We start from the raw sequence: 21,722 nt of genomic DNA, 5'->3' as shown, positions 1-21,722 counted from the left end.
GGGGCCAGCGCGGTATCGGATGCGGGTGCGGCGCACGCGAGAGGCCGAAGCGACTGCGGTGTGCTCGTGACACCACTGTAGGGGAGAGTCGGCGGGCGAATCTGAGCAGTGCAGCGCGCATCTGAGCAGAAACTCCGATCGTCGCCGGATGCCCGGAAACGGGCCGGGGGAGGCCAGCAGTGCTGGCCTCCCCCGGGTGGAACCGGTGTTGCTTACTGACCGGGCGACGCCGGCGAGGTGACCTCGATCGAGCCGTCGATGATGCCGGCGATCAGGGCCTCGACCTCACCCGCGAGCTCCGCGTCGACAGTCGACTCGAAGTCGTGGAACGGAGCGATACCGACGCCACCGTTCTCGAGCGTGCCGACGTACGGCGCCGAGTCGAAGCCGCCGGTGGCGGCACCGGTGACGACGTCGTAGACCGCGGTCGAGATGTTCTTCAGCACCGAGGTGAGAACCAGGTCGGCGATGTCGGGGTCGGACACGAAGATGTCCTTGTCGACGCCCATCAGGGCGATCGAGCGACCCGAGTCGCGGATGGCCTCAGCAGCGCTGAAGTAGATCGGGCCACCGACGGGCAGCAGCACGTCGGCGTTCTGGTCGATGAGGCCCTGGGCGGTGGTCAGCGCCTCGGTGCCGGGGGCGAAGCCACCGGTGAAGGCACCGGTCTGGCCGGCGAGGTCCCACCCGAGCGCCTGCACCGAGGTGCCCTTCTGCTCGTTGTAGTAGTCGACGCCCTGCACGAAGCCGTCCATGAAGATGGTGACGGGCGGGATCGGGATGCCACCGAAGGTGCCGACGACGCCGGTCTCCGAGTAGCTGGCGGCCACGTAGCCGGCCAGGAACGCGGCCTCGACCGTGTTGAACTGGATCGGCTTGACGTTCGGGGCGTCGATGAACTCGTCGATGATCGCGAAGTTGATGTCGGGGTTCGCGGTGGCGGCGTTGGTGGTCGCCTCAGCGAGGAGGAAGCCGACGGTCACGATGATGTCGCAGCCCTGGTCGACCATCTGCTGCACGTTCGGCTCGTAGGCGTTCTCGTCGGCCGACTCGACCGCGGTGAACTCGACACCGAGCTCCGCAGCGGCCTGCTCCATGCCGTCGTACGCGGCCTCGTTGAACGACTTGTCGTCCCAGCCGCCGGCGTCGGAAACGATGCAGGGCGTGAAGTCGAGCGCCTCGGTCTCATCGGGCGTCTCCTCGGGGGCCGCGGCGCAGCCGGCGAGCACGAGGGCGCTCGCGCCGAGCAGAGCAAGCCCGCCGAAGGCGCGCTTACGGGTAGTGGTGATCACTGTGTCCTCCAAAATTGCTGCCCAGCAGGACGCTGGAGCGAATTGGCTCCACGTTAGCGAACGGCGTGGGGGTTGAGCAGTGCCGAAGGGCCCTCCGAGGGCAAGCGTTACGAATCCGCGACCCGGGCGTGATTCCGCGGAAACACGGGGCACCATGCCCCGCACGCGCACGCGGGTGCGCAAATGAGCACGTCGACGGGCTGACCCGAGGCGCTCCCGGCCCGCGCGCGTCGGCTAGAGGAGGTCGTCGCGGCCGGCCTGCTTGATGGCGTCGACGACGCTCTTCACGCGCTGCGCGTGCTCCCGCGTGGTCACCAGGAGGGCATCCGGGGTGTCGACGACGACGATGTCGGTGACCCCGATGAGGGAGATCAGCCGTTTGCTCTGCGTCACCACGACGCCGCTGGAGGCGTCGGAGAGCACACGGGCCCCCTCGCCGAGGATCGCCAGGTCGCCCGAGCGCCCACCGGAGAGCAGCTTCGCCAGCGACGAGAAGTCGCCCACGTCGTCCCACGGGAAGTCGCCCCGCACCACGGCCAGGCGCCCGGCGGCCGCGGCGGGCTCGGCGACGCTGTAGTCGATCGCGATCTTCGGCAGCAGGGGCCAGACCGCGTCGACGACGATGTCGCGCTTCGAGGTGTCCCAGGCGGCCGCGATCTCGAGGAGCCCCTCGTGCAGGAGCGGCTCGGTCTCGGCCAGCTGGGCGAGCAGCTGATCGGCGCGGGCGATGAACATGCCCGCGTTCCAGAGGTAGTCGCCCGACGCCAGGTAGGCGGTCGCGGTGGCGAGATCGGGTTTCTCGACGAACGAGTCGACGAGATGGGCGTGGCTCGCGCCCTCGATCGCCAGCGGCGCCCCGCAGCGGATGTAGCCGAAGCCCACCGAGGGCTCGCTCGGCGCGATGCCGATGGTCGTGATGTAGCCCGACCGGGCGACGGCCACGGCCTCCTCGACCGCCTGGCGGAACCGCTCGCCGTCGGTGATGACGTGGTCCGCCGCGAACGAGCCGACGATGACCCCGGGGTGACGGCGGTTCAGGATGGCCGCCGCGAGGCCGATCGCCGCCGACGAGTCCTTCGGCTCGCTCTCGAGGACGATGTTGACCTCGGCCAGCTCGGGCAGCTGCTGCTGCACCGCCGTGCGATGCGCACGGCCGGTCACGACCATGACCCCCGCCGCGCCCGCGAGGGGCAGGATCCGGTTCCAGGTGTCGCGCAGGAGCGTCTCGCCGCTGCCCGTGAGATCGTGCAGGAACTTCGGGGCCTCGGCCCGCGAGAGCGGCCACAGCCGCGAGCCCACGCCGCCGGCCGGGATGATCGCGTGGAAGTCGGGGAGCGCCCCCTCGATCGCATGCATGCGCGCCACCCTATCGGGCCGCGCCCAGGGCACCGGCCGCCTCTGCCGGGCACTCAGAAAAGTGGACGTAGACTGCGTGTATCGGCGACCACCAGTCGAGAATTTCGGAATCCAACCGGAGACCGCACGCGCGAGCGATCGCGCGTGTCGTCACTGCCCTGAGGAGGGTTTCTCGTGCCAGCGAAGGCAACGGGAGCCGGAGCATCCAGCTCGTCGGCGACCATCGAAGTACCCGCACCGCGCCGATCGGTCATCCCCGGCGGCACGCTCTATCGCGGGAATGAAGGCATGTGGTCGTGGGTGCTGCACCGCATCACCGGGATCGCGATCTACTTCTTCCTGCTCGTGCACATTCTCGACACGGCCTTGATCCGCGTCAGCCCGGAGGCGTACAACATCGTCATCGGCGCCTACAAGACGCCGATCATGGGGCTGGGCGAGCTCGCGCTGGTGGGTGCCATCGGCTTCCATGCCCTCAACGGCCTGCGCATCATCCTGGTCGACTTCTGGGGCGTCGGCACCCGGCACCACAAGGCCATGTTCTACGGCGTCCTGGGCGTCTGGGCCGTGCTCATGCTCGGCTTCGCCCCCCGCCACCTGATGCACGTGTTCGGAGGCTGACAATGAGCACTGACCTGACTCTCGACGCCCCCCGCTCGCCCTACGCCCGCACGAAGCGCGGCATCAACTGGGAGAAGTGGGGCTGGATCTACATGCGCGTCTCGGGCGTGCTGCTGGTCGTGCTGATCTTCGGCCACCTGTTCGTCAACCTGATGGTCGGCGAGGGCATCAACCGCATCGACTTCGCTTTCGTCGGCGGCAAGCTCTCCGACCCGTTCTGGCAGTGGTACGACGCGCTGCTGCTCTGGCTGGCGCTCATCCACGGCACGAACGGCATGCGGACGATCGTCAACGACTATGTGGCGAACCCCCGGGTGCGCCGCATCCTGCACGTGGCCCTCATCGCCTCCACGGCCGTGCTGCTCGTCCTCGGCACCCTCGTGCTGTTCACCTTCGACCCGTGCCCGCCCGGGGCTGACCCCGAGCTCGTCGCATCCTTCTGTGGAGACATCCTGTGAGCACCGCTACTGAGAGCACCGCGACCGCGCCCGCCGGGCCGGTCGAGCACCACCACCAGTTCGACGTCGTGATCGTCGGCGCCGGTGGCGCGGGCATGCGCGCCGCCATCGAGGCCGGCCCGAACGCGAAGACGGCCGTCATCTCGAAGCTGTACCCGACCCGGTCGCACACCGGCGCGGCCCAGGGCGGCATGGCTGCCGCGCTCGCGAACGTCGAAGAGGACAGCTGGGAGTGGCACACCTTCGACACCGTGAAGGGCGGCGACTACCTCGTCGACCAGGACGCGGCGGAGATCCTCGCGAAGGAGGCCATCGACGCGATCATCGATCTCGAGAACATGGGCCTTCCCTTCAACCGCACGCCCGACGGCAAGATCGACCAGCGCCGCTTCGGCGGTCACACCCGTGACCACGGCAAGGCGCCGGTGCGCCGCGCCTGCTACGCGGCCGACCGTACCGGTCACATGATCCTGCAGACGCTGTTCCAGAACTGCGTGAAGCTGGGCATCGAGTTCTACAACGAGTTCTACGTGCTCGACCTCATCATGAACGAGGGCAAGGCCGCGGGCGTGGTCGCCTACGAGCTCGCGACCGGCGACCTGCACATCTTCCACGCGAAGAGCGTCGTGTTCGCCACCGGCGGTTTCGGCAAGATCTACAAGACGACCTCGAACGCGCACACCCTCACCGGTGACGGCGTCGGCATCGTCTGGCGCAAGGGCATCCCGCTCGAGGACATGGAGTTCTTCCAGTTCCACCCGACCGGGCTCGCTGGCCTGGGCATCCTGCTCACCGAGGGCGCTCGCGGTGAGGGCGCCATTCTGCGCAACGCCAGCGGCGAGCGCTTCATGGAGCGCTACGCCCCGACCATCAAGGACCTCGCGCCGCGCGATATCATCTCCCGCTGCATGGTGCAGGAGGTCGCCGAGGGTCGCGGCGCTGGGCCGAACAAGGACTACGTGCTGCTCGACTGCACCCACCTGGGTGCCGAGGTGCTCGAGACCAAGCTGCCCGACATCACCGAGTTCGCGCGCACCTATCTGGGCGTCGACCCGGTCGTCGAGCCGGTGCCGGTCATGCCGACCGCGCACTACGCGATGGGCGGCATCCCGACCAACATCAAGGCCGAGGTGCTCAGCGACAACGACACCGTGATCCCCGGCCTGTACGCCGCGGGCGAGTGCGCCTGCGTATCGGTGCACGGCTCGAACCGCCTCGGCACCAACTCGCTGCTCGACATCAACGTCTTCGGCAAGCGCGCCGGCCGCTACTCGGTCGAGTACGCGAACAGCGCCGACTTCGTGCCGCTGCCGGCCGACCCGGCGAAGGATGTCCGCGAGCTCGTGGAGCGCCTGCGCAGCTCGAACGGCACCGAGCGCGTCGCCGCGCTCCGCAAGGAGCTGCAGGAGGAGATGGACAAGAACGCCCAGGTCTTCCGCACCGAGGAGAGCCTGGCCAGCGTGACGGAGACCATCCGGAGCCTGCGCGAGCGCTACCAGAACATCGGGATCCACGACCGGGGCAAGCGGTTCAACACCGACCTGCTCGAGGCGATCGAGCTGGGCTTCCTCCTCGACATCGCCGAGGTCGTCGTCTACTCGGCGCGCAACCGCAAGGAGAGCCGCGGCGGACACATGCGCGACGACTACCCCGACCGCAACGACGCCGAGTACATGCAGCACACGATGGCCTACCTCACGGGCGACGCGCACAGCGCCGACGCGAGCGACCACATCCGCATGGACTGGAAGCCCGTCGTGATCACCCACTACCAGCCGATGGAGAGGAAGTACTGATGGCGACCGCCCCCGCCGCCGAAGTCGGTGCTGTGCAGGAGTTCACGGTCACCGTCATCGTCCGCCGCTTCGACCCCGAGGTCGACGCCGAGCCGTACTGGCAGGACTTCGACGTTCCGATGTACTCGACCGACCGCGTGCTCGACGCGCTGCACAAGATCAAGTGGGAGCAGGACGGCACCCTGTCGTTCCGCCGCTCGTGCGCCCACGGCATCTGCGGCTCGGACGCCATGCGCATCAACGGCCGCAACCGCCTCGCGTGCAAGACGCTGATCAAGGACCTCGACATCACGAAGCCGATCTACATCGAGGCGATCAAGGGCCTTCCGCTCGAGAAGGACCTCATCGTCGACATGGAGCCCTTCTTCGAGTCGTACCGGCAGGTGCAGCCCTTCCTGCAGGCCAGCTCGAAGCCCGAGAAGGAGCGACTGCAGTCGATCGAGGAGCGGGCGCGCTTCGATGACACCACGAAATGCATCCTCTGCGCCGCGTGCACCTCGTCGTGCCCGGTGTTCTGGACCGACGGCCAGTACTTCGGCCCGGCCGCGATCGTCAACGCGCACCGCTTCATCTTCGACAGCCGCGACGAGGCCGCCCAGGTGCGCCTCGACATCCTCAACGACAAGGAGGGCGTCTGGCGCTGCCGGACGACCTTCAACTGCTCGGAGGCCTGCCCGCGCGGCATCGAGGTCACGAAGGCGATCTCCGAGGTCAAGGCGGCGATCCTGCGCGGCAAGCCTTAACGCCGAACGCTCTCGGTCGAGGGGCGCGTCTCCGCATGGAGATGCGCCCCTCGCTCGTTTCGAGCACGTCGCGCTGTCGCGCCGGTGGCAGGGGTGCTGACTAGGCTCGACCCGTGATCGAGCGCGCCAAGAACATCGCCGCCCGGGTGCGGCAGTGGCGCGTATCCCGAGCCCTGCAGCGCTACTACGCGCGCTCCGGCCCGATCCTCGCCTCGGGCCTCGCCTACCGCGCGCTCTTCGCGAGCTTCGCCGGCCTCTGGGTCGGCTTCGCGATCGCCGGCACCGTCGTCTCGAGCAGCACCGCGCTGCAGGATGCCGTGCTCGGCCTCATCGCCCAGGCCGTCCCCGGTCTCATCGACCTCGGCGAGGGCGGGGCGATCGACGCGCAGCTGCTGATCGACGCCCGGGTGTTCGGAGTGACCGGCGCGATCGCGCTCGTCGGCCTGCTGTTCACCGCCCTCGGGTTCCTGCACGCCCTGCGCGGTGCGGTGCGGCAGCTGTTCCACCTGCCGCCGCGGCCCGAGCACCTGATCCTGTCGCGGGTGCGCGACTTCGGCCTCGCCCTCGCCTTCGGCCTGCTCATCATCGTCTCAGCGGCCCTCAGCGTGGTCGGCACGCAGGCGACGGCGTGGATGCTCGACCTGCTCGGCGTCAGCGACTCGACCTTCGCCCTCGTGCTCGGCCGCAGCGTCTCGCTGCTCATCATGTTCGGCCTCGACCTCGTGACGCTCGGCACGCTGTTCCGCGTGCTCAGCGAGGTCGCGATCCCCTGGCGGTACCTGCGCACGGGGGCTCTGCTCGGCGCGCTCGCCCTCGGCGGCCTCAAGATCGTCGGTGGCCTCCTGCTCGGCGGCGCCTCGTCGAACCCGCTCATCGCCTCCTTCGCCGTCATCATCGGTCTGCTGATCTGGTTCAACCTGGTCTGCCAGGTGATCCTCATCAGCGCGGCGTGGATCGCCACGCGCTCCGACGACGCGGGCGAGATCCTCGACCGCGCCGCGTTCGAGCACCGGCTCGAGAACGCCCGTGCGCTCGTGCGCGAGCACGGCCTGACTGATGCTGAGCCCGAGCGGCCCGGCTTCTGGGCCCGTGTGCGCGGCGTGTTCGGGGGGCTGGGCCGCGGCTGAGCATCCGGCGACCGGCTCGTAGGATGGCCGTATGGCCACTCCCCTGCGCGTCGCGAGCGTCAACGTCAACGGCATCCGGGCCGCGTACCGCAAGGGCATGGGCGACTGGCTGGCCACGCGCGACGTCGACGTTCTCGCGCTGCAGGAGGTGCGGGCCTCGACCGACGACGTCACCGGACTGCTCGGGCCGGAGTGGACCGTGCTGCACGACGCCGCCACCGCGAAGGGCCGCGCCGGTGTTGCCGTCGCCGCCCGCCGCGAGTTCGCCGCGCACCGCACCGCGCTCGGGCCCGACGACTTCGACTCGGCCGGCCGCTGGCTCGAGGCCGACCTCGACGTGGGCGGCACCACCCTCACGGTCGTCAGCTGCTACGTGCACTCGGGCGAGGTCGACACGCCCAAGCAGGTCGAGAAGTACACGTTCCTCGACGCGATGACCGAGCGCCTGCCGCAGCTCGCCGCCCACACGCCCTACGCCCTCGTCGTCGGCGACCTCAACGTCGGCCACCGCGAGCTCGACATCAAGAACTGGAAGGGCAACCGCAAGAACGCCGGCTTCCTGCTGGAGGAGCGCGCCTACTTCGACCGCTTCTTCGGGGCGCTGGATGCTCCGGTCGCGTGCGTCGACGGCGTCGAGCGGAGCGGCCTCGGGTGGGTCGACGTCGGCCGCGTGCAGGCCGGCGAGGTGCCCGGCCCCTACACCTGGTGGTCGCAGCGCGGGCAGGCATTCGACACCGACACGGGCTGGCGCATCGACTACCACGTCGCCACTCCCGCCCTCGCGGCCACCGTGCAGAGCTACACCGTCGACCGCGCCGCCGCGTACGACCAGCGGTGGAGCGACCACGCCCCCGTGGTCGTCGACTACCTGATCCCCTGACCGCGCTCGCTGCGAGCATCCACCGGAAGACCCTCATGAGCCTCCCCCGCCTGTTCTCGGGCATGCAGCCCTCCGCCGCCAGCCTGCACCTCGGCAACTACGCCGGAGCCCTGCTGCAGTGGCGCGAGCTGCAGACCACGCACGACGCCGTGTTCTGCGTCGTCGACCTGCACGCCATCACCGTGCCGCAAGACCCGGCCGCCCTGCGCGAGCAGACCCGCCGCACCGCCGCCCAGTACATCGCCGCCGGCATCGACCCCGAGCACTCGACCCTGTTCGTGCAGTCGCACGTGAGCGCGCACGCCCAGCTCGCCTGGGTGCTCAACACGATCACCGGCTTCGGCGAGGCAAGCCGCATGACGCAGTTCAAGGACAAGTCGTCCAAGGGCGGCGTCGACGCGGCCTCGGTGGGCCTGTTCACCTACCCGATGCTGCAGGCCGCCGACATCCTGCTCTACGACGCCGCCATCGTGCCCGTCGGGGAGGACCAGCGGCAGCACATCGAGCTCACCCGCGACCTCGCCGCCCGCTTCAACTCGCGGTTCGGCGACACCCTCGTCGTACCCGAGGTCAGCATCCTCAAGGAGACCGCGAAGATCTACGACCTGCAGAACCCGGGGTCGAAGATGTCGAAGTCGGGCGAGAGCCCGGCGGGCATCCTGTGGCTGCTCGATGAGGACGCGGCCCTGGTCAAGAAGGTGAAGTCGGCGGTGACCGACTCCGACGGTGTCGTGGCCTACGACCCGGCCGGCAAGCCCGGCGTCTCGAACCTGCTGTCGATCCTGTCGCTGCTGACCGGCGAGACCGTGGAAGCTCTCGTCGCCTCGTTCGCGGGCCTGCAGTACGGCGCGCTCAAGGGCGCGGTCGCCGATGCCGTGGTCGCCGCGTTCGCGCCGATCCGCACCCGTACCCTGGAGCTGCTCGACGACCCCGCCGAGCTCGACCGCCTGCTCGCGCTGAACGCTGGCCGCGCCGAGGAGATCGCCGAGGCCACGCTCACGCGCGTGTACGACGCGGTCGGGTTCCTGCCGCGCGCGCGGGCGTGAGCGCGGCCGACTCGGGCGCCGGCACGGGTGCCGCGGGCTCGGGGGCGGGGGCGGGGGCCGCAGGCTCAGGGGCGGGCGGGCGCCGCATCCGGGCCCTGCTGTTCGACCTCGACGACACGCTCATGGCGCACACCCGGGCGGTCGACGAGGCCATCGCGCGGGCGCAGGGCGCGGCGGGTGGGGCGTTCGGAGCCGACGACACGTCCGCCGTGCAACGGCGGTGGGCCGAGCTCGAGGAGCACCACTACACCCGCTACCTGACCGGCGAGCTCACCTACCTCGGCCAGCGGATCTGGCGAGCGCGCGACCTGCTCGCGCCCTACGGCATCGAGCTCGAGGACGACGCGGCGCTCGCCTGGTTCGACGACTACCTCGTCGGCTACCGCGATGCCTGGCGGCTCTTCGAGGACGTGCTGCCCGCGCTCGCCGCGCTGCGGGCCGCGCGCCCCGATCTGCTGCTCGGCATCATCACGAACGGCGACCTCGCCTTCCAGGCCGACAAGCTGCACCGCATCGCGCTCTGGGACGAGCTCGACCTCACTCCCGTGCGGGCCGACGGCTCCGTCGACGACCGGACGCGCCGGGGCCGCCTCATCGCCTCGGGCGAACTCGGTGTCACCAAGCCCGACGCGCGCATCTTCCACGCTGCCACTGCTGCCCTCGGCGTGGAATCCGGGGCATGCGCGTACGTCGGTGACCGCGTGCGCACCGACGCGGTCGGGGCGCACGCTGCCGGGATGCTCGGCATCTGGCTCGACCGCGGCGACGCCCGCAACCCCGTGACCGACGGCGCCGAGGGCGAGCCGCCCGCGGGGGTGGCCCGCATCCGCACCCTCACCGAACTGCCCGCCCTGCTCGCGTAGACTGCCGCGCCGCCGGCTCCCCTGACCGCCCTGCTTGCCCGCTGCGCCGGCAGGCGGGGGGATCTCGTGCGGTGGTGTTGTTCGCAACTCAGGCTGAGCCGGCCGATGTGACCCAGTGCTGGCGCACGCTGGGCGATTCAGCCTGAGTTAGGAACGCCGATGCCGACGTGCGGCACGCACAGAGCGACTCGTGCGCACAGCTCGCTCGACAGCCGCGACCACCGCATCGCGCCCGTTCATTGCCTGCTGATACCGGACGCGTACCACCACGAACCCCAGCCGATGGAGCTCGAGGTCACGCCGGGCATCCTCGGCGAGTTGCTCTGGAGTCGAGTGCCACCGATCACTGTCGACCTCGACGACGACCCGAGTTCCGACGAGAAGGTCGACCAAGCCGACGCCGGGTATGCGGACTTGCGGAGTGACTCGGAAACCCGCATCGTGCAGCGCAAGCCGCACAAGCGACTCGGTGCCCGAGCCCGCGCGCCCATCCGCGAGCAACACCCACGGGCGTCGGTCGTTCGGCAGGACAGCCTCGAGGGCAGGCAACTCGTGCGGGCCGATGACACCCACCCTCATGGCGCTGTCGAGCACCGCGATGGCGAGCTCACGTGGCAGGCACCGCACACACTGCGCGACCGCGTCCAACGCGCCGACGCGCCACGAGTTGGCCGCGCGCTGGTCGACCAGTGGGTGCCAGTGCGTGCGGAGTTGGGTCCGGTCGGCGAGCGCCAGGGGTACCCGACGGCTGTGGGCGCTCCGGAGTCGGGAAGCCTGACGCGGCAACCACACCTCCGTCAGCCTGTGCTCCGGAACCCAGAGACCGAAGGACTCTGCCGCCGTGGTGCAGGCGGCGAGGCCCCCGACCCTCAGTGCGCGGACGACGAGGGTCGGCGCACTGGACGGCGCGTACACGCCGCGGCGCGCGCGGATCACCAGCCCGGCGTGCACCGAGGCGGCAATGGAACGTGGCGACACCCCCAGGGCGAGCAGCTCGGCTCGCGTGAGGCAGAGGGTTGAGCGCACGGAGAACGCTGTGAGGGCATCCATGCCGGAACGGTGGCGGAAAGCAGCGGTCGGCCGTCCGCCACTTTCGAGGACCGAGGACAACGACGTCAGCGAGAACCCTGTGACGGAGTGCTGTTCGCAACTCATGCTGAACCGGCTGAGGTGAAGCGTTACCCGACCACAAACAGCCGTACAGCATGAGTTGCGAACGGATCGTCGCGAGGGCGAGAGCGGGCGCGGCGGAGGGCGGCGGGACCCGGCGGGCCGCGGCGGGGCGCCGCGGGGCGCGGCGGGCCGCGCGGCTACTTCGTGTCGAGGTCGACCCAGTCGAGGGTGCGGGTGACCGCCTTCTTCCAGACGCGCAGACGGCGCTCGCGCTCATCGGCGGGCATCTGGGGCTCCCAGCGCCGGCCCTCCTGCCACAGCGAGGTCAGCTCGTCGCGCGACGACCAGAAGCCGACGGCGAGCCCCGCGGCGTAGGCCGCCCCGAGGGCGGTCGTCTCGATGATCTCGGGCCGCACGACCGGCAGGCCGGTGATGTCGGCCTGGAACTGCATGAGCAGCTCGTTCGCCGTCATCCCGCCGTCGACGCGCAGCTCGGTGATCGGCGCGGGGGCCTCCTCCTGCGCGACGTCGAGCACTTCGCGGGTCTGGAAGGCGGTGGCCTCGAGGGCCGCACGGGCGAGGTGCGCCTTGGTGATGAAGCGGGTGAGGCCGACGATCGCGCCGCGCGCATCGGGCCGCCAGTAGGGGGCGAAGAGTCCGCTGAACGCGGGCACGATGTAGGCGCCGCCGTTGTCGGGCACCGAGGCGGCGAGGGTCTCGACCTCAGCGGAGGTCGAGAGCAGGCCGAGGTTGTCGCGCAGCCACTGCACGAGCGACCCGCTGACCGCGACCGACCCCTCGAGGGCGTACCGCGCCGGTTCGTCGCCGAGCCGGTAGGCGACGGTGGTCAGCAGCCCCGCATCCGAGTGCACGATGTTCTCGCCGGTGTTGACGATCAGGAAGTTGCCGGTGCCGTAGGTGTTCTTCGACGCCCCCGCCTCGAAAGCCGCCTGGCCGAACGTGGCCGCCTGCTGATCGCCCAGGATGCCCGCCACGGGCACCTCGCGCAGCAGCGAGCTCGACCGCGCGACCCCGTACACCTCCGACGACGACCGCACCTCGGGCAGCAGGGCGCGGGGGACGCGGAACGCCGCGAGCAGCTCGTCGCTCCAGTCGAGCGTGGCGAGGTCGAGCAGCAGCGTGCGCGAGGCGTTGGTGACGTCGGTGGCGTGCACGCCGCCGTCGGGGCCGCCGGTGAGGTTCCAGAGCAGCCAGGTGTCGATGGTGCCGAAGGCGAGCTCGCCGGCCTCGGCGCGGGCTCGAGCGCCCTCAACGTTGTCGAGGATCCAGCCGATCTTGGTGGCGCTGAAGTAGGTGGCGAGCGGCAGGCCGGTGATGCCGGCGAAGCGGCGGACGCCGCCCTCATCCTCCGCGGCGAGCGCATCGACGGCGTCCTGCGTGCGGGTGTCCTGCCAGACGATCGCGTTGTAGACCGGCTTCCCGGTGGCGCGCTCCCAGATCACGGCGGTCTCGCGCTGGTTGGTGATGCCGATCGCGGCGACGTCGTGCCGGGTGAGGCTGGCCTTGCCGAGGGCCTGGCCGATGACCTCCTGGGTGTTGGTCCAGATCTCGAGCGGGTCGTGCTCGACCCAGCCGGCCTGCGGGAAGATCTGCTCGTGCGGATGCTGCCCGACGGAGACGATGCGCCCGGCGCGGTCGACGACGACGGCGCGCGTGCTGGTGGTGCCCTGGTCGATGGCGACGATGTGCGTGGTCATGCTCAGCCCTTCTGCGTGTGCTCCGGCGCACCCGCCAGCTCGATGCCGTGCCGGTCGGCGAGGTACAGCCTGGCACCGGAGACCTCCTCGGCGCGACGGTCGGCGTCCCAGCCGAGCGCGTCGCCGAGCACCTCGGCGAGCTCGACGAGCAGCGCGTCGGTCACGAGGCCGCGGAACGCGAGCGAGGTGCGCCGCAGCAGCACGTCGACAAGGCGCACGACCTGCTCGGTCTCGGCGAGGTGCTGCAGCTCGGCGCGCGAGTACTCGGGGGCGGCGAGCACGGGCGCGTCATCCGTCGCCTCGATGCGGCGGATGATCGCCTCGGCGCTCGTGCCGTACCGGTCGAGCAGCGCGGCCGCGCGCTCGGCGCCCACGACGGTGCCGTGCGCGGCGAGCCACGCGTCGCGGTCGGCGGAGGTGGTGGGGTAGCCGACCGCCCCGCCGATGAGGCGACCGTCGGTGCTCACGGTGCGCGAGCGGCCGAGGATGCCGAGCACCCGACCGGCGAGCTGCTCGCCGAGAGCGCGGAAGGTGGTCCACTTGCCGCCGACGAGGCTGAGCACCGGCACGCCGCCGCGGTCGCTCTGCTCGACGCGGTAGTCGCGGCTGATCTGCCCGGTCGAGACGGCGTCCTGCCGCGGCAGCGGGCGCACCCCCGAGAAGCGGAACACGATGTGCGAGCGGTCGACCGGAATGGCGGGGAAGACGTGCCGCACGACCTCGAAGAAGTAGTCGACCTCTTCCTCGGTGCAGCGGATGGGCTCGGTCATGTCGTGCGCGAGATCGGTGGTGCCGATGAGCACGCGCCCCTTGAGCGGGTAGATCAGCACGATGCGGCCATCCGAGAACTCGAAGAAGATCTCGCGGCCGTTGCAGGCGGCGAGCAGCTCGGGGTGGTCGACGACGATGTGCGAGCCCTTCGTGCCGCCCATGTACCGGGTGGGCTCGCCGAGCGCGCTGTTGGTGAGGTCGGTCCACGGCCCGGAGGCGTTGACGACGACGCGGGCCCGCACCGCGAACTCGTCGCCGGTCACGGTGTCGCGCAGGGTGACGGCGCCGTCGTCGGCCATCGCCACCGCTTCGAGGTAGTTGGATGCTCGCGCGTGGTCGCCCGCCGCGACGCCGTCCATCAGCACGTCGAGAGCGAGTCGCTCGGGGTCGTGCATCGACGCGTCGTAGTAGGTCGCCGTCCACTTGACGTCGTCGCGCAGCGCGGGCAGCAGTTCGCGCGAGGCGCGTGCCCCGCGGAACTGGTGGCGCGGCACCCGCCCGCCGTCGCGCGAGAACGTGTCGTAGATCGTGAGACCGACCTTGATGATGAGCGCCCCGCGCTCTTTGCGGCCTTTCGTCTTGATGCCGATGAACCGCAGGGGCGCGGCGAGCAGGCTCGAGAAGGTCGAGAAGATCGGGATCGTCGTGGGCAGCGGCCGCACGTAGTGCGGAGCGAGCCGCAGCAGCGCATTGCGCTCGTGCACCGACTCCTGCACGAGGCGGAACTCGCCGTTCTCGAGGTACCGGATGCCGCCGTGGATCATGTGCGACGAGCCCGACGACGCCCCGGCGACGTAGTCGTCGCGGTCGACGAGCACCACGTCGACGCCGTTGAGGGCGAGGTCGCGGAACGTTGCGATGCCGTTGATGCCGGCACCGATGATGAGCACGTCGCACTCGGGGCGCTGGCGGATCGCCTCAACGGTGGAACGGGCGGGCTGGGGGTCGCGGGTGCGGGTCATGGTGGTGGAGCCGTTCTCTGGAGGCAGCGCTCATGGGTACGTGATCGCTCCCATTCTGCGGGGCCGAGGAAATCGTTGCCAGGGCTTTGCACAAACGTGCAGCACGCCGCGAGCATCCACGAAGGCGGCTACCGCGGGCCCGGTGCCGCGACGCCGACGAGGGCGCTCGCGAGACTCTCGTCGAGGATGAGATCGGTGATCAGGCCGGCCGCTAGCGCGCCGCGCAGGCTCGGCAGCTTCTGCACGCCGGAGACGACGCAGATGCGGCGGGCGACGCGACGCAGGCGATCGAGATTCGGCCCGGAGGCCCGGGCGTTGAGCTCGATCGCGTCGAAGGTGCCATCGCCGCGGTAGAAGACGGTGGCGATGTCGCCGACGACGCCGTCGGCGCTCAGGCTGCGGTAGTCCTCCGCGTCGAGGTACCCGCCGATGTAGACCTGGCTCGGCACCTCGGCGAAGGGCGAGCCGAGACCGAAGACCGCGACATCCATGCGGGCCTGGATCTCGAGCAGCCGACGGGTGCTCCGCTCACGCCACAGCCCGTCCTTGGTGCGGGGATCATCGAAGAAGGCCGGAACCGGGAACTGCTGCACCTGTGCAGAGAACGCCTCGCCGAAGCGATGCAGGATCTCGCTCGCGTAGTCGATGCCGGTGGTCTGCGTGTTGCCCGCACCGTTCATCTGCACGATCGTCGAGTTGTGGGTCAGCTTGCGCACGAGGTGGCGGCTGATCGCGCCGACCGTCGAACCCCACGCCACTCCGACCACCATGTTCGAGTCGATGTAGCGCCCGAGCTGACGGCCGGCGGTCATCGCGACGCGCTCCAGCCGGTCGACGTCGCTGATCGTCTGCGGCATGGGCACGACGTGGGCGACGACCCGGTGCGTGGTGTGGATCGCGTGCTCGAGGCGCGAACCGCGATCGAACGGCGAGCGGATCTGGATGTCGACGAGACCTGTCTCGCGGGCGAAGGCGAGCAGCCGCGAGACCGACGAGCGCGAGGTCGACAGCTCGCTAGCGATTGCACCCATCGTGAGGTCTTGCATGTAGTACATCTGCGCGGCGCGCAGCGCCGCGACCACCTTCGCGTTCTCAGGGTTGCTCTCCGCCACGCGGCCCTCCCGGTGTGAGAAATCGTGCAACCCCGATGGTCGGGGATGCACGCTCACGGTACGCCCTCCACGACACCGTCTCGGCACCCCCGGACGGAGTCTGCACATGTGTGCAGATTCCTCGCGACCGGCGTCCCTGGTTTGGTGTCACTAATAGTGTCGCGAGTGATGCTGGGCTCGGGACACCGGGCCCCTTCCCCTCACCCCCTGTTCACAACGAAGGAGTTTGAACTGCCATGAGATCCGCCCTCCTCCGACGAAACGGCTTCTGGCTGGTCGTCGCCCTCGTGCTCGCGCTGGTCTCGGCGCTCGGCGCGTCGCTCGTGCAGACCAACGCCGGTTCCGTCACCGTCAAGGACCTCAAGTGGGAGACCGCGAGCGGCCGGATGATGAACGCCCTGCTGTTCACTCCCAACGGCGCCACGGCCGACGAGCCCGCGCCGGCGATCGTCGTGAGCCACGGGTGGTGGAACAACCGCGAGATGCAGGCGGCGAACTACGTCGAGCTCGCACGCCGCGGCTACGTCGTCATGTCGATCGACATGTACGGTCACGGCAACTCCGACCCGCTCCCCGCCGACGAGCTCGCGGTCGGCGGAACCGGCATGTACGACGCCGTGCTGCTGCTGGCCGACCTGCCCTACGTCGACCGCGACCGCATCGGTGTCTCCGGGCACTCCAACGGAGCCCGGGCGGCGAACTTCTCGATCCCGCTCGACGACGCCTCCGGCGATCCGCTCATCGCCTCCGTGCTGCTGGTCGACAACGATCCGGTCTACACCGACGCCGACGGCGCGTACGCGAATGTTTACGGCGCCCGCGACGTGGGCCTGATCCAGGCCCAGTACGACGAGTTCTTCTTCCGCAGCTACAGCCCCGAGGGTGTTCCCCTGACCGCTCCGCGCGACTACCTGGGAACCCCCAACGCGCAGTCGTTCCTGCACTTCGGTGCGGCGCCGGAGGATGTCGCCGACGAGGTTCGCGAGCAGGGCACGGTCTACACCGAGTCGATCGACGGCACCGAGGCCATGCGCGTGATCTACTCGCTGCCGCAGACGCACCCGTGGACGACGATCTCGAGCACCGCGGTCGGTCACCTCGTCGACTTCTTCGAGGAGTCGTTGGGTGCGCCCCAGCCGATGGATGCGGGCAACCAGCTGTGGCAGTTGAAGGAGTTCTTCACTGCTCTCGGGCTCATCGCCTTCGGAATCCTGCTGGTCACGGTGCCGCGCGCCCTGCTCGAGACGCGCGCCTTCCGCGCGCTGGCTGTGCCCGCCGCGCCGGCCGCCGCACTCAGCGGTCGCATCCCCGCGATCTGGTTCTGGGGCGGTCTCGTCGTCTCGGTCGTGATCTCGGGCTGGAGCTACATCCTGCTGAGCCAGACACCCGCCGTCCTGGGCATCACCTTCAACGTGGTCCCGTCGATCGTGCCGCAGGGCTCGATCTTCTTCATCGGGGTCTGGGCCGCCATCAACGGTCTCGCCGCGCTGGTGCTCATGGCGGGGGCATACGTGGCGTTCGCGAAGAAGAGCGGCATGGACCTCCGTGCGGTAGGGGTGCTGCCCGGCTGGCGGTCGTTCCTGCACGGCATCGGGCTCGCCCTGACGACCGTGGTGCTCGTCTACGCGGTCGTGTTCGTGCTCGACTTCCTGTTCAAGACCGACTTCCGCCTCTGGGTGATCGGCGTGAAGTGGTTCTCGGTCGACAAGATCGGGCTGGCGCTGTTCGTGCTGCCGCTGTTCCTGATCTACTTCGTCGCGAACTCGGTCGCCATCAACGCGTTCAACCGGTTCACCATCGCCGGGCGCGAGTGGGTCAACACCGCGATCCTCGCGATCGCGAACTCGCTGGCCCCGGTGGTGCTGGTCGTTGCCCAGTACACGGTGTTCGCGATCTCGGGAGAGCTGATCCCGGGGTTCGGGGGCATCTTCAGCATCTGGCTGTTCCCGGTCATCGTGATCCTGGCGGTCACGGCGATCATCTCGCGCAAGCTCTACCGCGCGACCAACAACCCCTACATCGCGGGGTTCCTCAACGCGGCGATCGTCGCGCTGATCTCGGTGTCGAACTCGCTGGTGATCACCTACTAGCAGTCCGCACACCCTCCGGTGGCCCCTCGCTCTTCCGAGCGGGGGGCCATCGACGTCCACGGCATTCCCAGCCAGCGTTCGGGAATACCCCAGTGCCGGGGCGGTTGACTACCCTGATAGCAAGAACGTGTTCCGGGGTCGGTGAAAATCCGAGCCGGCGGTGACAGCCCGCTACCCGCGACCGAAGCGATTCGGAGACGGTGGAACCGGTGGAATTCCGGTGCCGACGGTGAAAGTCCGGATGGGAGGAGCACGCTCGCGGCAGCCTGCCGTGCGCACGCCACCCCCGGAACCGTCCCGACCAGAACCGAGGACCCCGGATGACCAGCGGCGCACCGATCGACGAGACGATCGTCTCGGCGATGCGGCGCGCCCTCTCGCTGGCCGAGCGCGGCCCGGCGGTCGGCGACAACCCGCAGGTCGGCTGCGTGCTGCTCGACGCCGCCGGCACCGTCGTCGCCGAGGGCTGGCATCGCGGCGCCGGCACCGCGCACGCCGAGGTGGATGCTCTCGCGCAGGTCGACAGCGCGACGGGTCTCACGGCCGTCGTCACGCTCGAGCCCTGCAACCACACCGGCCGCACCGGCCCCTGCGCGCAGGCCCTCATCGACGCCGGGGTCGCCCGCGTCGTCTACGCGCTCGACGACCCCAACCCCGTGGCGGGCGGCGGTGCCGACCGCCTCCGCGCCGCCGGAATCGCGGTGCAGGGCGGCGTGCTCGCCGCGGAGGCCGACGAGCTGCTGCGCCCCTGGCTGACGAGCGTGCGCCTCGGCCGGCCGTTCGTCACCGTCAAGTGGGCGTCGAGCCTCGACGGCCGCGCTGCCGCCGCCGACGGCACCAGCCAGTGGATCACCGGCACCGCCGCCCGCCAGCGCGTGCACGAGCAGCGCGCCGCCCACGACGCCATCGCCGTCGGCACGGGCACCGTGCTCGCCGACGACCCGACGCTGACAGCGCGCGGCGACGGCGGCGAGCTGCTGCCGCACCAGCCGATCCCCGTGGTGTTCGGCACGACGCCCGTTCCCGCCGATGCGCGCCTGCGTCAGCATCCGGCCGGACTCATCGAGCTGGGGCACCGCGACCTGGATGCGGGCCTGCAGCACCTCGCCGAGCGCGGCATCCGCCGGCTCTACGTCGAGGGCGGCCCGACCCTGGCCAGCGCGTTCCTGCGCGCCGGGCTCGCCGACGAGGTGTTGGTGTACCTCGCGCCGATGCTGATCGGCGGCCCGAAGGTGGCCCTCGACGACCTGGGGGCGACCACGATGAGCGAGGTGCATCGGCTCCGCATCCACCGCGTCGAGACGCTCGGCGACGACCTGCTCGTCGTCGCCCGACCCAGTATCAACACCTCTCGCGCTGACGCGGGCGACACCTCTCCCACCCCTGGAGGTCACTGACCATGTTCACCGGACTCATCGAAGAACTCGGCACCGTTGTGCGCTGGGAGCCCCGCGGCGACGCGGCGCGGCTGACCGTGCGCGGCCCGCTCGTCGTGAGCGACGCCGCCCACGGCGACTCGATCGCGGTCAACGGCGTGTGCCTCACCGTGATCGAGCAGGGCGACGACTGGTTCACCGCCGACGTCATGGGGCAGACCATCGCCATGAGCACGATCAGCAACTGGTCGGAGGGCGAGCCGGTCAACCTCGAGCGCGCGGCCGCCGTCGGCGACCGCCTCGGCGGCCACATCGTGCAGGGGCACATCGACGGCACGACGACCGTGCTCGAGATCCGCCAGCAGGACGCCTGGCGGGTGCTGCGCTTCTCGCTCGACGCCGCGCACGCACCCCTCGTCGTCGACAAGGGCTCGATCGCGGTCGACGGCGTCAGCCTCACCGTGAGTGCGGCCGGCGACGACTGGTTCGAGGTCTCGCTGATTCCCGAGACGCTCGCCGTGACCACCCTCGGCCGCAAGCAGGTCGGCGACTCTGCCAACCTCGAGACCGACATCCTCGCTCGACATGTAGCACGGCTGGTGCGATTCGGCGCCACCGCTGACGGAAGGACCCTGTCATGAGCATCGGAACGATCCCCCAGGCCCTGGCCGCCCTCCGCGAGGGCAAGCCGGTGCTCGTCGCCGACGACGAGAGCCGCGAGAACGAGGGCGACGTCATCATCTCGGCCGAGCTCGCCACCCCGCAGTGGATCGCCTGGACGATCCGCCACACCAGCGGGTTCCTGTGCGCGCCGATGACCAACGAGGTCGCCGACCGCCTGCAGCTGCCCCTCATGGTCAGCGACAACCAAGACCCGCGGCAGACCGCCTACACGGTCACCGTCGACGCCGCCGACCGCATCACGACCGGCATCAGCGCCGGCGACCGCGCGCACACCCTGCGCGTGCTCGCTGACCCGACGGCGACCCCGGCCCGTCTCATCCGCCCGGGCCACATCCTGCCGCTGCGCGCCGTCGACGGCGGCGTGCGCGAGCGCGCCGGGCACACCGAGGCGGCCGTCGAGCTCATGCGGCTGGCCGGCCTGCAGCCGGTCGCGGCGATCGGCGAGGTCGTCACCGACGAGGGCGACATGATGCGCCTGCCCGAGCTCATCCGGTTCGGCGAGCAGGAGGGCGTCGTGGTCATCACGATCGTCGACCTCATCGCCTACCTCGAGTCGGGTGAAGACTTCGCTGCGGCATCGCCCGCCCGCACCGGCGAGCGCGCGAGCAGCGTCACCTTCGAGGTGGCCACGACCGTGCCGACCACGCATGGGCCGTTCTCGATGCGCGCGTACCGCGACCGCAAGACGGGCGCCGACCACGTGGCGATCGTCAGCGGGATGCCCCACGACGACATGATCGTTCGCGTGCACTCCGAGTGCCTCACGGGTGAGGCGTTCGGCTCGCTCAAGTGCGAGTGCGGCCCCCAGCTCGACGCCGCGCTCGACGTCATCCAGCGCCAGGGCGGAGCGGTGCTCTACATGCGCGGGCACGAGGGGCGCGGCATCGGCCTCATCAACAAGCTCAAGGCTTACCGGCTGCAGGAGGACGGCTACGACACCCTCGACGCCAACCTCGCGCTCGGCCTGCCGGCCGATGCCCGCGACTACGAGGCGGCGAGCGACATGCTGCGCGACCTCGGCGTCTCGCGCGTGCGGCTGCTCAGCAACAACCCCGAGAAGCAGCGTCAGCTGACCCAGTACGGTATCGAGGTGAGCGCGCTCGTGCCGCTCGTGGTGGGCGTCGGCGACGACAACGAGGGCTACCTCAGCGCGAAGCGCGACCGCATGGGCCACCGCCTGCCGGACAGCATCACGAGCGCCCCCGTGTTCGCGACCATCGAAGGGAAGACCGCATGAGCGGCGCCGGATCGCCCACCCTCACCACCGACGGCACCGGCCTGACGGTCGCGATCGTCGCCGGGCAGTGGCACACCGCCATCAGCGAGGGCCTCAAGGCCGGCGCCCGCCGCGTGCTCGAGGCCGCAGGCGCCACCGTGGTCGAGTACGCGGTGCCCGGGTCGTTCGAGCTGCCTGTGGTGAGCAAGGCCGCGCTCGAGGCGGGGGCCGATGCGGTGGTCGCGCTCGGCGTGATCATCCGCGGCGGAACGCCCCACTTCGAGTACGTGAGCGCCGCCGCGACCGATGGGCTCACCCGGGTCGCGCTCGACACGGGCAAGCCGGTCGGCTTCGGGGTGCTGACCCTGGATGACGAGCAACAGGGTCTGGACCGTGCGGGGCTGCCCGGCTCGACGGAGGACAAGGGCGCCGAAGCGGCCGAGGCGGCGCTGGCGACCGCGCGGGTGCTGCAGGTCATCCGGGGCTGACTCGCCTTAT

Annotated in this window: 19 protein-coding genes and 1 riboswitch; of the genes, 13 read left to right on the top strand and 6 right to left on the bottom strand. The window is 70.2% G+C overall.

Annotated elements, in window-relative coordinates; genetic code table 11:
• Window positions 1-212: 212 nt before the first annotated feature.
• A complete protein-coding gene (locus BJ959_RS09980) occupies window positions 213-1,292 on the bottom strand; it encodes a BMP family lipoprotein (RefSeq protein ID WP_341799922.1) in 1,080 nt (359 codons plus the stop codon).
• A 234-nt stretch (window positions 1,293-1,526) separates the two neighbouring features.
• Window positions 1,527-2,648 carry a mannose-1-phosphate guanylyltransferase gene (locus BJ959_RS09975; protein WP_153981491.1) on the bottom strand — a complete coding sequence of 374 codons (1,122 nt, stop codon included), beginning with the start codon at window positions 2,646-2,648 and terminating at the stop codon, window positions 1,527-1,529.
• 222 nt (window positions 2,649-2,870) lie between these two features.
• On the opposite strand from BJ959_RS09975, the gene sdhC reads away from it, so the two are divergent.
• The 8 genes from sdhC (at window position 2,871) to BJ959_RS09935 (ending at window position 10,182) form a co-directional block, all read left to right on the top strand.
• Window positions 2,871-3,269: a succinate dehydrogenase, cytochrome b556 subunit gene (gene sdhC, locus BJ959_RS09970; protein ID WP_153981548.1), complete on the top strand. Its 399-nt coding sequence runs from the start codon at window positions 2,871-2,873 to the stop codon at window positions 3,267-3,269.
• Between the two features lie 2 nt (window positions 3,270-3,271).
• Window positions 3,272-3,727: a succinate dehydrogenase, hydrophobic membrane anchor protein gene (gene sdhD / locus BJ959_RS09965; protein WP_153981492.1), complete on the top strand. Its 456-nt coding sequence runs from the start codon at window positions 3,272-3,274 to the stop codon at window positions 3,725-3,727.
• The gene (gene sdhA, locus BJ959_RS09960) at window positions 3,724-5,523 is read left to right on the top strand and encodes a succinate dehydrogenase flavoprotein subunit (RefSeq protein WP_153981493.1); all 1,800 of its coding nucleotides are present in this window, start codon (window positions 3,724-3,726) and stop codon (window positions 5,521-5,523) included. The genes sdhD and sdhA overlap by 4 nt, the downstream gene beginning before the upstream one ends.
• Window positions 5,523-6,266 carry a succinate dehydrogenase iron-sulfur subunit gene (locus tag BJ959_RS09955; RefSeq protein ID WP_153981494.1) on the top strand — a complete coding sequence of 248 codons (744 nt, stop codon included), beginning with the start codon at window positions 5,523-5,525 and terminating at the stop codon, window positions 6,264-6,266. The genes sdhA and BJ959_RS09955 overlap by 1 nt, the downstream gene beginning before the upstream one ends.
• Window positions 6,267-6,379: 113 nt before the next feature.
• On the top strand, window positions 6,380-7,393 hold the full coding sequence (locus tag BJ959_RS09950; RefSeq protein ID WP_153981495.1) for a YhjD/YihY/BrkB family envelope integrity protein: 1,014 nt from the start codon (window positions 6,380-6,382) through the stop codon (window positions 7,391-7,393).
• A 31-nt stretch (window positions 7,394-7,424) separates the two neighbouring features.
• Window positions 7,425-8,273, top strand: a complete 849-nt coding sequence (locus BJ959_RS09945) for an exodeoxyribonuclease III (RefSeq protein WP_153981496.1) — start codon at window positions 7,425-7,427, stop codon at window positions 8,271-8,273.
• Window positions 8,274-8,308: 35 nt separating this feature from the next.
• Window positions 8,309-9,319 carry a tryptophan--tRNA ligase gene (trpS, locus tag BJ959_RS09940; protein WP_243738922.1) on the top strand — a complete coding sequence of 337 codons (1,011 nt, stop codon included), beginning with the start codon at window positions 8,309-8,311 and terminating at the stop codon, window positions 9,317-9,319.
• The gene (locus BJ959_RS09935) at window positions 9,316-10,182 is read left to right on the top strand and encodes an HAD family hydrolase (RefSeq protein ID WP_153981497.1); all 867 of its coding nucleotides are present in this window, start codon (window positions 9,316-9,318) and stop codon (window positions 10,180-10,182) included. Before trpS ends, BJ959_RS09935 begins: the two co-directional genes overlap by 4 nt.
• Before the next feature lie 147 nt (window positions 10,183-10,329).
• On the opposite strand, the gene BJ959_RS09930 is transcribed toward BJ959_RS09935, so the two are convergent.
• The 4 genes from BJ959_RS09930 to BJ959_RS09915 form a co-directional block, all read right to left on the bottom strand.
• Window positions 10,330-11,232: a type IV toxin-antitoxin system AbiEi family antitoxin domain-containing protein gene (locus tag BJ959_RS09930; protein ID WP_165878999.1), complete on the bottom strand. Its 903-nt coding sequence runs from the start codon at window positions 11,230-11,232 to the stop codon at window positions 10,330-10,332.
• Between the two features lie 260 nt (window positions 11,233-11,492).
• Window positions 11,493-13,013 (bottom strand): glycerol kinase GlpK, encoded by a 1,521-nt coding sequence (gene glpK, locus BJ959_RS09925; RefSeq protein WP_153981499.1) that lies wholly within the window; start codon window positions 13,011-13,013, stop codon window positions 11,493-11,495.
• A 2-nt stretch (window positions 13,014-13,015) separates the two neighbouring features.
• Window positions 13,016-14,746: a glycerol-3-phosphate dehydrogenase/oxidase gene (locus tag BJ959_RS09920; protein ID WP_153981500.1), complete on the bottom strand. Its 1,731-nt coding sequence runs from the start codon at window positions 14,744-14,746 to the stop codon at window positions 13,016-13,018.
• A 128-nt stretch (window positions 14,747-14,874) separates the two neighbouring features.
• Window positions 14,875-15,801, bottom strand: a complete 927-nt coding sequence (locus tag BJ959_RS09915) for a sugar-binding transcriptional regulator (protein ID WP_243738935.1) — start codon at window positions 15,799-15,801, stop codon at window positions 14,875-14,877.
• Between the two features lie 293 nt (window positions 15,802-16,094).
• Between BJ959_RS09915 and BJ959_RS09910 the strand changes: the two genes are divergently transcribed.
• The 5 genes from BJ959_RS09910 to ribH all read left to right on the top strand — a co-directional run bounded on the left by BJ959_RS09910 (window position 16,095) and on the right by ribH (window position 21,712).
• Window positions 16,095-17,948: an alpha/beta hydrolase family protein gene (locus BJ959_RS09910; protein WP_207949173.1), complete on the top strand. Its 1,854-nt coding sequence runs from the start codon at window positions 16,095-16,097 to the stop codon at window positions 17,946-17,948.
• Window positions 17,949-18,072: 124 nt separating this feature from the next.
• A riboswitch (FMN riboswitch) is annotated at window positions 18,073-18,205 on the top strand.
• Window positions 18,206-18,268: 63 nt separating this feature from the next.
• Window positions 18,269-19,345, top strand: coding sequence for a bifunctional diaminohydroxyphosphoribosylaminopyrimidine deaminase/5-amino-6-(5-phosphoribosylamino)uracil reductase RibD (gene ribD, locus BJ959_RS09905; RefSeq protein ID WP_243738923.1), 1,077 nt, complete (start codon window positions 18,269-18,271; stop codon window positions 19,343-19,345).
• A gap of 2 nt (window positions 19,346-19,347) precedes the next feature.
• Window positions 19,348-19,965, top strand: a complete 618-nt coding sequence (locus BJ959_RS09900) for a riboflavin synthase (protein ID WP_153981502.1) — start codon at window positions 19,348-19,350, stop codon at window positions 19,963-19,965.
• Window positions 19,962-21,245: a 3,4-dihydroxy-2-butanone-4-phosphate synthase gene (gene ribB / locus BJ959_RS09895; protein ID WP_153981503.1), complete on the top strand. Its 1,284-nt coding sequence runs from the start codon at window positions 19,962-19,964 to the stop codon at window positions 21,243-21,245. Before BJ959_RS09900 ends, ribB begins: the two co-directional genes overlap by 4 nt.
• A complete protein-coding gene (ribH, locus tag BJ959_RS09890; RefSeq protein WP_153981504.1) occupies window positions 21,242-21,712 on the top strand; it encodes a 6,7-dimethyl-8-ribityllumazine synthase in 471 nt (156 codons plus the stop codon). Before ribB ends, ribH begins: the two co-directional genes overlap by 4 nt.
• The last annotated feature ends 10 nt before the right edge of the window (window positions 21,713-21,722 follow it).

The sequence above is a fragment of the Microcella frigidaquae genome (assembly GCF_014200395.1).
Taxonomy (GTDB): domain Bacteria; phylum Actinomycetota; class Actinomycetes; order Actinomycetales; family Microbacteriaceae; genus Microcella; species Microcella frigidaquae.
Note: the sequence above shows the minus strand (reverse complement) of the source record. Positions and strands in the feature narration are given on the sequence as shown.